The sequence below is a fragment of the Mesorhizobium oxytropidicola genome, assembly GCF_056174625.1.
On the sequence record NZ_CM149692.1, the window covers coordinates 1105735 to 1118351 of the forward strand.

16 protein-coding genes are annotated in these 12617 nt (G+C 64.4%); 9 read left to right on the forward strand and 7 right to left on the reverse strand.

All coding sequences use genetic code 11. From position 1 onward, the window contains the following. Positions 1 to 18: 18 nt before the first annotated feature. Positions 19 to 216 carry a hypothetical protein gene (locus AC0V8S_RS05395; protein ID WP_183465335.1) on the reverse strand — a complete coding sequence of 66 codons (198 nt, stop codon included), beginning with the start codon at positions 214 to 216 and terminating at the stop codon, positions 19 to 21. Positions 217 to 512: 296 nt separating this feature from the next. On the opposite strand from AC0V8S_RS05395, the gene AC0V8S_RS05400 reads away from it, so the two are divergent. Next, positions 513 to 2378: a DEAD/DEAH box helicase gene (locus AC0V8S_RS05400; RefSeq protein WP_475437066.1), complete on the forward strand. Its 1866-nt coding sequence runs from the start codon at positions 513 to 515 to the stop codon at positions 2376 to 2378. 3 nt (positions 2379 to 2381) lie between these two features. Here AC0V8S_RS05400 and AC0V8S_RS05405 read toward each other — a convergent pair whose 3' ends face one another. After that, positions 2382 to 3794, reverse strand: a complete 1413-nt coding sequence (locus tag AC0V8S_RS05405; RefSeq protein ID WP_475437067.1) for a glycosyltransferase — start codon at positions 3792 to 3794, stop codon at positions 2382 to 2384. A gap of 141 nt (positions 3795 to 3935) precedes the next feature. On the opposite strand from AC0V8S_RS05405, the gene AC0V8S_RS05410 reads away from it, so the two are divergent. From AC0V8S_RS05410 to AC0V8S_RS05420, 3 genes are all read left to right on the forward strand, one after another. Next, positions 3936 to 4646 carry a DUF805 domain-containing protein gene (locus AC0V8S_RS05410; protein ID WP_475437068.1) on the forward strand — a complete coding sequence of 237 codons (711 nt, stop codon included), beginning with the start codon at positions 3936 to 3938 and terminating at the stop codon, positions 4644 to 4646. Between the two features lie 155 nt (positions 4647 to 4801). Then, on the forward strand, positions 4802 to 5230 hold the full coding sequence (locus AC0V8S_RS05415) for an SRPBCC family protein (RefSeq protein ID WP_140891644.1): 429 nt from the start codon (positions 4802 to 4804) through the stop codon (positions 5228 to 5230). A 49-nt stretch (positions 5231 to 5279) separates the two neighbouring features. Continuing rightward, positions 5280 to 5678, forward strand: a complete 399-nt coding sequence (locus tag AC0V8S_RS05420; RefSeq protein ID WP_475437069.1) for a MarR family winged helix-turn-helix transcriptional regulator — start codon at positions 5280 to 5282, stop codon at positions 5676 to 5678. 16 nt (positions 5679 to 5694) lie between these two features. Here the strand turns inward: AC0V8S_RS05420 and leuB are convergent, their stop codons facing one another. From leuB to leuD, 5 genes are all read right to left on the reverse strand, one after another. Further along, on the reverse strand, positions 5695 to 6798 hold the full coding sequence (leuB, locus tag AC0V8S_RS05425) for a 3-isopropylmalate dehydrogenase (RefSeq protein WP_475437070.1): 1104 nt from the start codon (positions 6796 to 6798) through the stop codon (positions 5695 to 5697). Positions 6799 to 6884: 86 nt separating this feature from the next. Beyond that, complete coding sequence (locus tag AC0V8S_RS05430; protein ID WP_475437071.1) at positions 6885 to 7235, reverse strand: VOC family protein; 351 nt, start codon at positions 7233 to 7235, stop codon at positions 6885 to 6887. Between the two features lie 8 nt (positions 7236 to 7243). Continuing rightward, entirely contained in the window at positions 7244 to 7636 is a 393-nt protein-coding gene (locus AC0V8S_RS05435; RefSeq protein ID WP_475437072.1) for a RidA family protein, read from the reverse strand. A gap of 295 nt (positions 7637 to 7931) precedes the next feature. Beyond that, positions 7932 to 8906 carry a hypothetical protein gene (locus AC0V8S_RS05440; RefSeq protein WP_475437073.1) on the reverse strand — a complete coding sequence of 325 codons (975 nt, stop codon included), beginning with the start codon at positions 8904 to 8906 and terminating at the stop codon, positions 7932 to 7934. Positions 8907 to 8975: 69 nt separating this feature from the next. Continuing rightward, the gene (leuD, locus tag AC0V8S_RS05445; protein ID WP_475437074.1) at positions 8976 to 9581 is read right to left on the reverse strand and encodes a 3-isopropylmalate dehydratase small subunit; all 606 of its coding nucleotides are present in this window, start codon (positions 9579 to 9581) and stop codon (positions 8976 to 8978) included. A 155-nt stretch (positions 9582 to 9736) separates the two neighbouring features. On the opposite strand from leuD, the gene AC0V8S_RS05450 reads away from it, so the two are divergent. From AC0V8S_RS05450 to AC0V8S_RS05470, 5 genes are all read left to right on the forward strand, one after another. Next, positions 9737 to 10162: a GNAT family N-acetyltransferase gene (locus AC0V8S_RS05450; protein WP_475437075.1), complete on the forward strand. Its 426-nt coding sequence runs from the start codon at positions 9737 to 9739 to the stop codon at positions 10160 to 10162. 80 nt (positions 10163 to 10242) lie between these two features. Further along, positions 10243 to 10554, forward strand: a complete 312-nt coding sequence (locus AC0V8S_RS05455; RefSeq protein ID WP_475438578.1) for an ArsR/SmtB family transcription factor — start codon at positions 10243 to 10245, stop codon at positions 10552 to 10554. After that, a complete protein-coding gene (locus tag AC0V8S_RS05460; RefSeq protein ID WP_475437076.1) occupies positions 10554 to 11000 on the forward strand; it encodes an SRPBCC family protein in 447 nt (148 codons plus the stop codon). The genes AC0V8S_RS05455 and AC0V8S_RS05460 overlap by 1 nt, the downstream gene beginning before the upstream one ends. A gap of 45 nt (positions 11001 to 11045) precedes the next feature. Then, positions 11046 to 11537: an SRPBCC family protein gene (locus tag AC0V8S_RS05465; RefSeq protein WP_475437077.1), complete on the forward strand. Its 492-nt coding sequence runs from the start codon at positions 11046 to 11048 to the stop codon at positions 11535 to 11537. An 82-nt stretch (positions 11538 to 11619) separates the two neighbouring features. Then, complete coding sequence (locus AC0V8S_RS05470) at positions 11620 to 12576, forward strand: IS5 family transposase (RefSeq protein ID WP_183458334.1); 957 nt, start codon at positions 11620 to 11622, stop codon at positions 12574 to 12576. Positions 12577 to 12617: the final 41 nt, after the last annotated feature.

Sequence of the window (12617 nt, forward strand, 5' to 3'; positions counted from 1 at the left end):
GTGGTTAGGCCAAGGGAATCACACCGTTTTGGTGGTGGTTTTGGTGGTGGTTTTGGCCATGGTTTTGCTGGAACGGACGGACACGTCTAAGCGCCCGGCCCAATGCTTTACATTGTGGCTGGGGGCGTCGAATGCAAGAAGAGCCATCAAAAGGCCGCGCATCGAAAAACGATCCCGTTCGAAGCGGGCTTTTACGCGGTTTGCGGCAGGAGTCAATTGGCGGCCTCTCTTCCTTCTCCCCTTGCGGGAGAAGGTGGCCTCGCGAAGCGAGGCCGGATGAGGGGTGCTCCAGCTTGGCGCCGACGGCACTCCGTCACCCACCCCTCAACCGTCTCGGCGCTGCGCGCCGATCCACCTTCTCCCACAAGGGGAGAAGGAAGAACCGGTGCGGCTCTCCCTGTACAAGAGCGACGCCAAGAAGTACGAACGGCCAAGATTGTTTGGCTGGCGCGGCGCCGGCCCCGGCTCGTGCTCCATGATGAGCGCAGACCCCTGAATTCCGAAAGAGCGAGATGTCCAACTTTGAAGGTATCGTCCCGGCGCTGGCACAGGCGCTGGAAAAACGCGGCTATTCCGAACTGACGCCGGTGCAGAAGGCCGTGCTGGAGCTTGGCCAGGCCGATGCGCTGGTCTCGGCGCAGACCGGTTCGGGCAAGACCGTGGCCTTCGGCCTTGCCATGGCGCCGACGCTGCTCGACGGCGCCGAGCGCTTTGGCGCGGCCACGGCACCACTGGCGCTGGCGGTGGCGCCGACGCGCGAGCTGGCGCTGCAGGTGACGCGTGAACTGGAATGGCTCTACGAGCCGACCGGCGCCACCGTGGCGTCCTGCGTCGGCGGCATGGACATGCGCACCGAGCGCCGCGCGCTGGAGCGCGGCGCCCATATCGTCGTCGGCACGCCCGGCCGCCTTCGCGACCACATCACACGGCAATCGCTCGACATGTCGGCGCTCAGGGCCGTGGTGCTCGACGAGGCCGACGAGATGCTCGATCTCGGTTTTCGCGAAGACCTTGAATTCATCCTCGACGCCGCCCCGGCCGAACGCCGCACGCTGATGTTCTCGGCCACTGTGCCGCGTTCGATCGCCACGCTGGCCCAGGGCTATCAGCGCGATGCCGTCCGCATCTCGGCCGCCGGCGAGGAAAAGCAGCATCTCGACATCGAATACCGGGCGCTCAGCGTCGTCCAGGCCGACCGCGAGAACGCCATCATCAACGTGCTGCGTTTCTATGAGGCGAAGAACGCGCTGGTGTTCTGCAACACGCGCGCCGCCGTCAACCATCTCACCGCGCGTTTCAACAACCGCAATTTTTCCGTCGTCGCGCTGTCGGGCGAGCTCAGCCAGAACGAACGCAGCCACGCCCTGCAGGCAATGCGCGACGGCCGCGCGAAAGTCTGCATCGCCACCGACGTCGCCGCACGCGGCATCGACCTGCCCAATCTCGAACTGGTCATCCACGCCGACCTGCCGACCAATCCGGAAACGCTGTTGCACCGCAGCGGCCGCACCGGACGCGCCGGGCGCAAGGGCGTCAGCGCGCTGATCGTGCCGGGCAGCGCCCGCAGGCGCACCGAACGGCTGCTGCAGAATGCCGGCCTCAAGGCAACCTGGGCAAGTCCGCCCTCGGCCGACGACGTGATCCGCCGCGACGACGAGCGCATCCTCGCCGACCCGGCTTTCGGCGAGCCGGTGAAGGACGATGAGCGCACCTTCATCGACGCGCTTCTCGCCAAGCATGGCGCCGAGCAGGTGGCCGCGGCCTTCGTGCGCCAATGCCGCGCCAGCCGCTCGGCGCCCGAGGATCTGATGGACGTCGCGCCGTTCGCGCCTTCGCGTGAAAGGCCGGCGGGCGACAAATTCGCGCCGCGCGACGAGGCGCCGAGCCGCCGTGACGATTTCGGCGCCAGCGTCTGGTTCTCGCTGTCGGTCGGCCGCCGGCAGAATGCTGAGCCACGCTGGCTGATCCCGATGCTGTGCCGCACCGGCAGCATCTCGAAGCGCGAGATCGGCGCCATCAAGATGCAACCGGAAGAAACCTTCGTGCAGATCGCCGCGGACTGGGCCGAGCGTTTTCTCACCGCCATCGGTCCCGACCGCAAATTGCAGGGCAACATCGTGGTGAAGCGGCTGGACGACACGCCGGACCTGTCGCGGGCCGGCTATCAGCCGCCGAGCCCCGACAAGAAGCCGCATCGCGGCAAGGCGCCGTTCGACCCGAGCGCGCCGAAGCGCAAATTCGAAAAGCGTGCACCGGCTTCAGCCGACCAGCGCCCGGCAGCCGCGCATGAGGCAAAGCCGTGGGCGAAAAAGCCGGGTAAGCCGAAATTCGACAATGCCGGCCCGCCAAAGCACAAGAAGGCGAAGCGGCCCTCGTAAGATCTACAAGCGTCGGGACGCGCTCGCCTGCAAGCCGGCCTTGATGGCGGCCCAGCTTGCCGATGCCGGTGTCGGTCGGTGGTTTTGGGCGATGCGCTCCACCAGCGAGGAGCGCCAGGCATGGTCGTCGGCCATCTTGCGGATCGCGGCGTACCAACCCTGCTGGTCTTCGGAACCGATCGCCGGCATCAGCCCGCCGCTCGCCTCGATCAGCGACGGTGTGGTCGAGACGATGACCGGAACGCCGAAATCGAGACATTCCGAGGCGCCGTAGCCCCACCCCTCTATATGCGAGGGAAAGACGCCGAACGTGGCGCTGCGGTAATATTGGATGAGCTGCTCGTCGCTGACCAGTCCGGTGAATGTGACCGACTGGAGCAGCTCGGGATGCGCCTTCAGATAGGCGCGCAGCGGCTCGATCATCCAGCCCCAGCGTCCGGCGCAGACAAGCCTCGGCAGCTTAACGCCTTCCTCCCTTGCCTGCTGCCAGATCCGTGCCAAGAGGATGTGGTTCTTGCGCACTTCGATGGTCGAGCAGTAGAGCACGAACGGCTCGGCGGCCTCGATGCGCGAGGTCTTGCCCATGCGCGATGCCGTCTCGTGCAGGATGGATGGCATCGGAAAGCGATACACCACCGGTGCGGCGATGCCCGCCTTGCGCATATGTTCGGTCAGCGTCGCGCCGACCTCGTCGGAGGCGCAGAACGCCGGGGCACCGCTGCGCACGAGCTGCTCGAGATAGGAGCCGAAGCGGCGCTCGCTGGTGCTCGAGCCGAGCAGGTCAGGGCGCAATGCCGGGATGATATCGTGGCACAGGAAGGCAAGCTTGCCGGCGGCGCCAGAAACGGCGGACCGGTCCTCCTGCGTCAGGATGTGATGACTGATCAATACAAGGCCGGGTTCCGTCTCGGGGGCCTGGCTCGGAGCGTCCTGGCGTAAACCCGACCGGATCCTCGCCCGCTGGTACAGACGATAGGCGCGGATCAACAGCCGCGTCGCCTGGTAAGTGGTCCCCTTGCCGCCGTTGGTCACCGTCTTGGCCAGGTGGCTGTCCGTCTCAGGCCTGTCCCAAGGCTGCTGCCGTACCGCCTCGAAGGCCTGCGACAGCGCCGCGCGCTTTCCCGGCCATGGTTTGACACGATGCGGGGAAATCTCGCCCGCCGCGACATGGTCCAGTTCATAGGGAGCAAGCGGCCGGAACCGGCCTTCCCAGGGCCTGAACGCCACCACCTGCACAGCCGGGTCGGGATCCACCAACGCCGCGTTGACGAGAAAGCTTTCCACCCGCGGAATGCCCGCCAGGCCCTTGCCGGGCGGCCAGAACATCAGGCCGGTGGCGTCGATGGCTAGTGTAGGAGGATTGACAACCTGCCCGCCCTCGGTCGCGGCGCTGGCATCAGAATGCTCGACTGTCATTGTCTGCCTTGGCGAAGACGGCTGCACGTGAACCTTATGCTTGATTTGCCGCTGATATGGTAGCCACGGCGCGGGGCCTTGCCCGCAGGCTCGGCCTTGTGCCACACCTTTGCAGGGACGTGGCGATAAAGGGGGCGGGTGATGCGCGGCGAAGTGCTCCACTATGACGAGGACCAGGGTTTCGGCTTCATCACCGGAGCCGACGGCAACCGCTACACCTTCACCCGCGAGAACCTTCGCCGGCAAACTACGATGCCCAAAGGGACGGCGGTCGAATTCCAGGCGGGCGGCGGCCAGGCGCGCGACGTTTTTCCGATCGCCGCCCAGGCCGCAAGTCCGGCCGCCGACGCCGCCACCAGCGCCGCACCGGCGCAAGCCGGCCCCGCACCTGCGTCCGGCGCAGCGCAGGCACAGAATTTCGGCCGGGCCGCCGAGCCGGCCGAGCCTACCGATCTCTGGGGTTACTTCTGGCGCGGCGTGACGCAGAACTACTTCAATTTCGCCGGCCGCGCCCGGCGCAAGGAATATTGGGGCTATTGCCTGTTCTGGACGATCGCGTTGCTGGTGATCATCGGCGTCGGCGTTTTCACCGATGCCGAGATCGGCAATTTCGACAGTTCTGAGGTGCCGGCGATGACGGTCGGGCTTTTCGGCATGTTCCTGCTGGCCACCTTCCTGCCCAGCCTGGGCATGATCGTGCGCCGCCTGCACGACCTCGGCCTGACCGGCTGGCTCTGCCTGCTCATCCTGATCCCGACCTTCGGCAGCCTGATCATCCTGGTCTTCGCACTGATCCCGACACAGGGACGCGAAAACCAGTGGGGGCCGGTGCTGGCGGGGGTCAGGGTTTAGCGACGTCGGCGGCATGCCGTTCGGAACTGCATAAAAACAATGAGTTGATACCATCCAGGCGGAGCAGCAAGATTCCTATTGCAATTTAGTCTGTGCACAGATAATCTGTGCGCAGATCGAATAATCGGTCGACCAGGATGAATGGAGCCAAGACAATGTGGAGCAATGAATACACCGCGATTTCCTCGCTTCCCGCAGCCGCCATCTGGAATGCGCTGAAGGCCTTGCATGAAGGTCGCCTGACCTATGAAGGGTCCGACACTTTCGTGCTGCATGGCCCGTTCGCCAAGGGCACCCGTGTTTCGGTGACGCCGGTCGGGCAAGACACGTTTGAATCGACCATCGTCGATCTCGTCGATAACGTCACCTATGCCGACGAGACCACGTTCGGCGACACGAAATTGCTGTTCAGGCATACGCTGGTCCCCGTCGAAGGCGGCACGCAGGTGACGCACCGGCTGGAAATTTCCGGCCCCTCGGCAGCCGAGGTCGGACCCGAACTCGGCCCGCAGATCAGCGGCGATTTCGACGTGTCGATGGCTAAATTGTTCGAGCAGGCGAAGGAGTTGGCGAACGGTGGCTGATGGACAGGATTTGAAGACGCGTTTCAACGGACCTTCGGAGAGCCCCGGCTTGTTGCTTTGGCGAACCACCATGCGCTGGCAGCGCGTCATGACGGCGGCATTGGCGCCGCTCGACCTGACGCATGTCCAGTTCGTGCTGCTGGCCTCGGCCATGTGGCTCGGCCGCAATGGCGAGCCGCCCAACCAGGTGCAACTCGCCGCCCAGGCCGGCACCGAGGTGAAGATGACCTCGGATGTCGTTGCCCGGCTCGAGGCCAAGGGGCTGATCGCACGGGAGGCCGACCCCGGGGATTCCCGCGCCAAGGTGATCCGCGTCACCCCGACAGGGGCGGCCGCCGCACAGCGCGCCATCGTCGCCGTCGAGGCCGCCGACGCGGCCTTTTTCGAACCGGTGGACGAAGCGCAACTGGTCGGCCTACTGCGGCAGCTGGCCGGCGAGATACGCTGAGCGGGCCGCCCTGGAACTATCCCAGGAACTTGGCGATGATCGCGTCGCCCATTTCGACCGTACCGACCTCGGTCATGCCCGCGGACAAAATATCCTTGGTGCGCAGGCCCTGGTCGAGCACGGCGGCGATGGCGCCTTCGAGCCTGTCGGCTTCATCGACCATGCCGAAGGAATAACGCAGGCACATGGCGAAGGAAGCGATCATGGCGATCGGGTTGGCGATGCCCTTGCCGGCAATATCGGGCGCCGAGCCGTGCACCGGCTCGTAGAGCGCCTTGCGCTTCTTGGTCTTGACGTCGGGCGCGCCGAGCGAGGCCGACGGCAGCATGCCGATCGAGCCGGTCAGCATGGCAGCGATATCGGACAGCATGTCGCCGAACAGATTGTCGGTGACGATGACGTCGAACTGCTTTGGCCAGCGCACCAGCTGCATGCCGCCGGCATCGGCCAGCATGTGGTCGAGCTTGACGTCGGAATAGCGCGCCTTGTGGGTCTGGGTGACGACCTCGTTCCACAGCACGCCCGACTTCATGACGTTGCGCTTTTCCATCGAGGTGACGTGGTTCTTGCGGGTGCGCGCGAGCTCGAAGGCGACGCCTGAAATGCGCTCGATCTCGAACGTGTCGTAGACCTGAGTGTCGATGCCGCGCTTCTGGCCGTTGCCGAGATCGATGATCTGCTTGGGCTCGCCGAAATAGACGCCGCCGGTCAATTCGCGCACGATGAGGATGTCGAGGCCTTCGACCACCTCCTGCTTGAGCGAGGAGGACGCCGCCAGTGCCGGATAGCAGATCGCCGGGCGCAGATTGGCGAACAGCTCCATGTCCTTGCGCAGCCGCAGCAGGCCGGCCTCGGGGCGCATCTCGTAAGGCACCGCATCCCATTTCGGCCCGCCGACGGCGCCGAACAGCACCGCGTCCGCCGCCATCGCCTTGGCCATGTCGGCATCGGAAATCGCCGCACCATGCGCATCATAAGCACAGCCACCGACCAGGCCCTCATCGGTGGCGAAGCCGCTGCCGAGCTTTTCGTTCATGGCCGATATCAGCTTCTTGACCTCGGCCATGGCCTCGGGGCCGATGCCGTCGCCGGGGAGCAGGAAAAGATGCTTCGTTGCCATGGAGAAAACCGTCCTGGAAAGATTTGAACCGCGGCCTTGCTAAACGCCAAGCGCTTGCGGCGCAAGCCTGCGCTTGAGAAGCGCATTCACCGATGCGAGAGAATGTTGACCAGCCGGCCCAGCGGATCGCGCACATAGAAGCGCCGCACCCCCCATGGCTCATCAGCCGGGCCGTATTCGATGGCGAAGCCGGCGGCCTTCATGCCTTCGAGTGCTGCCTCGACATCGTCGACCTCGATCGAGAGATCCGGCACCGGCGTGCCGGAGCCGCCTTGCGCCATGAAAGAGACCTGCACCTGCATCTGTTCCCCGGAACCGTAGGTGGCGATCCAGCCCTGATCCATCAGCACGTCGAGGCCCAGCACGTCATGGTAGAAGCGTCTCGCCGCTGCCGCATCCTGCGTCTCGATATTGGCCACGATGCGCCGGACCTTCATGGCCTTGCTCAGCCTCCCGCAGCCGAGCGCCGCAGCGCCGTGACTTCGATCTCGATCTTCATTTCCGGCTTGTTGAGCTGGCAGACGATCATCGTCGCCGCCGGCCTGATGTCGCCGAATGTCTCGCCGAGGATCGGGAAGACCACATCCACGAAGGCCTGGTCGGTGATGTAGTAATGCGCCCGCACCACGTCGACCATGTCGAAGCCGCCATCGGCCAGCGCCTTGCCGATCGTCGCCAGGCAATTGCGCGTCTGCGCCTCGACCGTCTCCGGCATCGTCATCGTCGCGTAGTCGTAACCGGTCGTGCCGGACACGAAACACCAGTCGCCCTGCACCACCGCGCGCGAATAGCCGGCGGTCTTTTCGAAGGGCGAACCGGTGGAGATCAGTTTGCGCATGAGGGCCTCGCAGTTGTTTCGGCCATTCTGAAACGCGCGAACGATCCCGTCGTGAGCCAGGGAGCATAGACTGGCGGTGCAAGACTTTGATGTTGGCGGGACAGCACCCCCCTCTGGCCTGCCGGCCATCTCCCCCACTTGGGGGGAGATCGGACATCCCGCCGGCTTTCGCCAATCTCATATGTTGAAGAATGTGCAGAGCGCCCGAAACAGCCAATCTCCCCCCTCGTGGGGGAGATGTCCGGCAGGATAGAGGGGGGCGCGAAGGATCGCGGCCTCGCGGAAGGGGCTTAGGCTAATTCCCCGCCCCCTGCGCGTCGTCGAGCGCCTTCTTGATATCCGCCGGCCAGTCCTTCACCGGCGGCCAGGCCTGCGGCTCGCCATTGTCGCCGCGGCGGGCGAAGTAGAGCTTGTGCTTGGCCGGGTCGACCGCCATGAAGCCGTCATTGCCGCCGCAGTCATGTGGCACGCAGCCGCTGGCGTAGAAGGCGCCGGAAGCGGTCTTTTCCGTGCCGCCGCCGACCAGCAGGCTAGTCGCCATGTCGGGCATGTCCTTGCCGAGCAGTTTTCCGGCTTCCTTGTAGACCGCCTCGTTGTGGAAGGCGTCGATGATGTTGTCGTATTTCGACGGGTCGATGTCTTTCCAGTCGGTCCCGGGTTCCGGCATATAGGTCAGATTGCCGGAGGTGGTCAGCCCACCCGTCGGCGACCATTGCAGCGCCGGCTTCTCATCGCCCGGCAGCAGATAGGGCACGAAATAGATGGCGTCGTCGGCGATAGCGGCCGGCGGCGCGCCGCATTCGTCCTGCTCGACCGTGGTGGTCTGGATCGCGCCGTCTTTCGGCTTCCACACGATGACCTTGGCCGGGCCGCATTGGTTGCCGCCGTCGCCGACGTCGACCAGCGCGACGTTGACGTCGCCGATCTTGACCACCTTGTCGAAAAAGACGTCGTAGTTGCTGGCCAGTTGCTTGCCGTCATAGGACAGCACCTTCTCGCCATCCTGCTCCGGCTGCGTGATGGTCAGCTGGCCGCCCTCGAACGCTATCGGCCCCTGATTGCCGTCGGCGGAGGCAGTGTCGCTGCCGGCCTCCTGATCCTGCGCACCCTGGTCGGTCGCTCCTTGGCCAGCCGCCGGCTGGTCGGCCGGCTTCTGGGCTGCTGCGGGTGTCTGCTGGGCGGCAGGCGTTTGCGTCTGTGCAAATGTGCTCGCGACGGGCACCAGCAACAAGGCCAGCCCGCAAACCCCAGCAAGAAGCGAACGTGCCATGACTGTCCCTCCTTCAGTCGCCACGAGCCCGGCCTGAAAGAGCCGGGCCTATCCGTCAGACGGTGCCGTTCAGGCCCAGGGGCGCTGTTCGGCGTTCTTCTTCTCGAATGAGGCGATGGCGCCGGCCTTCTCCATGGTCAGGCCGATATCGTCGAGCCCGTTGAGCATGCAGTGCCGCTTGAAGTCGTCGAGGTCGAACTTGACCACGCCGCCATCCGGCCCGCGGATTTCCTTGGCTTCGAGGTCGATCGACAAAGTGGCGTTGGAGCCGCGCGAGGCGTCATCCATCAGCTTCTCCAGATCCTCGGGGCTGACGGTGATCGGCAGCACGCCGTTCTTGAAGCAGTTGTTGTAGAAGATGTCGGCGAACGAGGTCGAGATGATGCAGCGGATGCCGAAATCGAGCAGCGCCCACGGCGCGTGCTCTCGGCTCGAGCCGCAGCCGAAATTGTCGCCGGCGACGAGGATCTGTGCCTTGCGGTAGGCCGGCTTGTTGAGCACGAAATCCGGGTTTTCTGAACCGTCGTCCTTGTAGCGCATCTCGGCGAACAGGCCGGTGCCGAGCCCGGTGCGCTTGATCGTCTTGAGATAATCCTTGGGGATGATCATGTCGGTGTCGACATTGACGATCGGCATCGGAGCGGCGACGCCGGTGAGCTTGGTGAATTTTTCCATGGCTTTGGCCCGTGTTTTCGTTGCGGGGGATTTGCTGAAGCTCCGTTTACACAAAGCCGAGGGCAAATAAAAGGCAACTGTTCGTGCGCGCTGGCACAAGGGCACTACGCGAAAGCGGCTTCGAATTCGCGGGCTGATGGTGCACTCTTGCTGGCATGGCTGAAAACTCCCACATTCTCTACGCCCGCGAGACCGCGCTCGGCATCGCCGAATTCCGCAAGGTGCTGGTGGAATCCGGTCTCGGCGAGACACGGCCTGTCGATGATCCCGCCAGGCTGCAGGCGATGCTTTCCGGCGCCAATCTTGTCCTGACCGCCCGTCTCGACATCGAGGGCAAACCGCTGATCGGCGTGGCGCGCGCCGTCACCGACTTTGCCTGGGTCTGTTACATATCCGAGCTCGCCGTCTCCCAATCGGCGCAAGGGCTCGGCATCGGCAAGGGCTTGATGGACGAGGCCCGGCGGCAGCTTGGGCCGTCGGTCGCCATCAGCCTGATCTCCATGCCTGATGCCGTCGGCTTCTACGAGCGCATCGGCATGAAGCGCATGGCCGACGCCTTCTGGTTCTCCCGCAAAAGCTGATTTTTTCTCCTGGCCGCGTCAGGTGGCGCGGTCTTGCCGCTTGACATGCAACCAAATGGTTGCATATTAAAGCCATGAGCATGGATGACGTCTTTCGCGCCCTGGCCGACCCGACGCGCCGGCAATTGCTGGACAACCTCCATGCCCGGAACGGGCAGACGCTGAACGCGCTTTGCGCGGAGATGGACATGACGCGCCAGGCGGTGACCAAGCACCTGGCGATCCTGGAGGAAGCCAACCTCGTCACCACGCTCCGCAAGGGACGCGAGAAGCAGCACTACCTCAACCCGGTTCCGATCAACGAGATCGCCGAGCGCTGGATCGGCAAGTTCGAGCGCCATCGGCTGGATGCATTGAGTGATCTGAAGAAACGCCTCGAAAGGGAAGACTGATGAGCAACAGCTTCGTTTACGTGACCTACATCCGCACCACGGCCGAAAAACTCTGGGAGGCGCTGACCGACCCGGAATTCAACCGGCAGTTCTTCCTCTGCTCCTATCAGGAGAGCGAGTGGAAGGTCGGCTCCAGCTGGAAACTGATCTTCCCCGACGGCCGCGTCGCCGACTCGGGCGAGATCCTCGAGATCGACCCGCCGCGACGCCTGGTCATCAAGTGGCGCAATGAATGGATGCCGGAGATCAAGGAAGACGGCTACACGCGCTGCACCTTCGCCATCGAACAGGACGGCGAGTTGATGAAGCTTGCCGTCACCCACGAGGCCGACGGGCCGCACCGGCTGATCCCGAATGTCAGCAAGGGCTGGCCGCTGGTGCTGGCGAGTCTCAAGAGCCTGCTCGAGACCGGCAAGGGTTTCGAGCGCCCGCCGTCGAAAGGGTGAAAGGCTCGTTTCGATACCGAAACAAGTTTTTGATCGGAGGCGTCGATGATGCACGTTCGCAATGTGCAGAGCATGACCAATGGCGAGACGATCATGGCATCCGCCGAGATCGAAGCGCCTGCGGAACGCATCTTCAAGGCGTTGGTCAGCAACGAGGTCGAGCAATGGTGGGGGTCCTCCGACACCTACCGGATGGCCGACTGGTCGGCCGACCTCCGCGTCGGCGGCCGCTGGACCGTTGTCGTCCGCACGGCCGACGGCAGGGACCTGCCGGCCGGCGGCGAATTCCTCGAGATCGAAGCGCCGCGCCGGATCGTGCAGACGCGGGCCTATGTTTCGGACCATCCGACGCTTGGCCGGCGGCAAACCACGGTCGCCTGGCTGCTGCAGCCGACCGCCACCGGCACGCGCCTCACCATCTGCCATGGCGGCTTTGCCGGGCTAAGCGATGCGGCGGCCGAGCATGCCGAGGGCTGGGGCCGGGTGCTGGTCTGGCTGCAGGACTATGTCGCGGCTGGGAGGCTGGCGGCGGCTTAGACGCCTCTTCCTTCTCCCCTTGTGGGCCTGTTGCGTAATTCGCTGGTTGTGATTCTCTGAGAGGGAGCTCGGAGGAATCGCGATGGCGGTGAAGCAGACTGGACAGTTGAGCTTGGCGGAGGCCTTTCTGGGCCACAAGCTGACGGGGGGTTCTTCGCCACTCGACCGTCTGTCGGGTCTGGTGAAGTGGTACCGGTTCGAGAAGCTGCTTAATGCGCTGCGCGATGGTGGACCGGGTCGAGCTGCCTGGCCGCCGCTGGTGTTGTTCAAGGCACTGTTGCTGCAATCGCTCTACGGACTGTCGGATCGCGAGTTAGAGGAAGCGCTGGGCGATCGGCTGTCGTTCCGGCGCTTTGCTGGGCTGGGGCTGGACGATACAATCCCCGACCACACGGTGCTGTCGCGTTTTCGCAATCTGCTTGTCAGCGAAGGGCTGATGGAGAAGCTGTTTGGCGAACTGGACCGGCAGTTGGAGAAGGCCGGCGTGATCCTGAAGCGCGGTACGATGCTGGATGCCACGCTGATTGATGCGGTCTCGACGCCGCCGACACCCGAGCGGCCGTCGCAGGATACGGACGCCCGCGTCACAGCACGCAAGGGCAAGAGCGGCCTTACCTTCGGCTACAAGGCTCATGTCGGGGTGGATGAAGGCTCTGGCCTGATCCGCACGGTGATCACGACACCGGCCAACGTCAACGACACGGTCGTGGCTGATCACTTGATCTGCGGTGATGAGAAGACGGTATGGGCAGACGCAGCCTATGACACCCATGCCCGCCGTGCTCGGCTCAGGGCGGCCGGCAAGAAGGTGCGCATTGCACGGCGCCCCAACAAGCATCATGCGCTGCCGCCGCGGCTCAAGCACTACAATCGCCTGATCGCCAGACGGCGAGCAGCGGTGGAGACCACCTTCGCCACGCTCAAGAACCGCATGAAGCTGACCACGATCCGCTACATCGGGTTGGCCAAGGCTGCTGGTCAGGTGACAATGGCGGCCATCGCTTTCAACATGCGCCGATGGGCCGCCATCACGGGATAGGTGCGTCCACAATCCGGCCAGCCAAGGCCGAACCGCCACCT

Bases quoted from the DNA above. Each gene is read 5' to 3' on its own strand.
- AC0V8S_RS05455 (WP_475438578.1), top strand. From the start codon at position 10,243: ATGGATGACGTCTTTCGCGCCCTGGCCGACCCGACGCGCCGGCAATTG.
- AC0V8S_RS05415 (WP_140891644.1), top strand. From the start codon at position 4,802: ATGTGGAGCAATGAATACACCGCGATTTCCTCGCTTCCCGCAGCCGCC.
- AC0V8S_RS05450 (WP_475437075.1), top strand. From the start codon at position 9,737: ATGGCTGAAAACTCCCACATTCTCTACGCCCGCGAGACCGCGCTCGGC.
- AC0V8S_RS05465 (WP_475437077.1), top strand. From the start codon at position 11,046: ATGATGCACGTTCGCAATGTGCAGAGCATGACCAATGGCGAGACGATC.
- leuB (WP_475437070.1), bottom strand. From the start codon at position 6,798: ATGGCAACGAAGCATCTTTTCCTGCTCCCCGGCGACGGCATCGGCCCC.
- AC0V8S_RS05410 (WP_475437068.1), top strand. From the start codon at position 3,936: ATGCGCGGCGAAGTGCTCCACTATGACGAGGACCAGGGTTTCGGCTTC.
- AC0V8S_RS05435 (WP_475437072.1), bottom strand. From the start codon at position 7,636: ATGCGCAAACTGATCTCCACCGGTTCGCCCTTCGAAAAGACCGCCGGC.
- AC0V8S_RS05430 (WP_475437071.1), bottom strand. From the start codon at position 7,235: ATGAAGGTCCGGCGCATCGTGGCCAATATCGAGACGCAGGATGCGGCA.
- AC0V8S_RS05460 (WP_475437076.1), top strand. From the start codon at position 10,554: ATGAGCAACAGCTTCGTTTACGTGACCTACATCCGCACCACGGCCGAA.
- AC0V8S_RS05470 (WP_183458334.1), top strand. From the start codon at position 11,620: ATGGCGGTGAAGCAGACTGGACAGTTGAGCTTGGCGGAGGCCTTTCTG.
- AC0V8S_RS05440 (WP_475437073.1), bottom strand. From the start codon at position 8,906: ATGGCACGTTCGCTTCTTGCTGGGGTTTGCGGGCTGGCCTTGTTGCTG.
- AC0V8S_RS05400 (WP_475437066.1), top strand. From the start codon at position 513: ATGTCCAACTTTGAAGGTATCGTCCCGGCGCTGGCACAGGCGCTGGAA.
- leuD (WP_475437074.1), bottom strand. From the start codon at position 9,581: ATGGAAAAATTCACCAAGCTCACCGGCGTCGCCGCTCCGATGCCGATC.
- AC0V8S_RS05405 (WP_475437067.1), bottom strand. From the start codon at position 3,794: ATGACAGTCGAGCATTCTGATGCCAGCGCCGCGACCGAGGGCGGGCAG.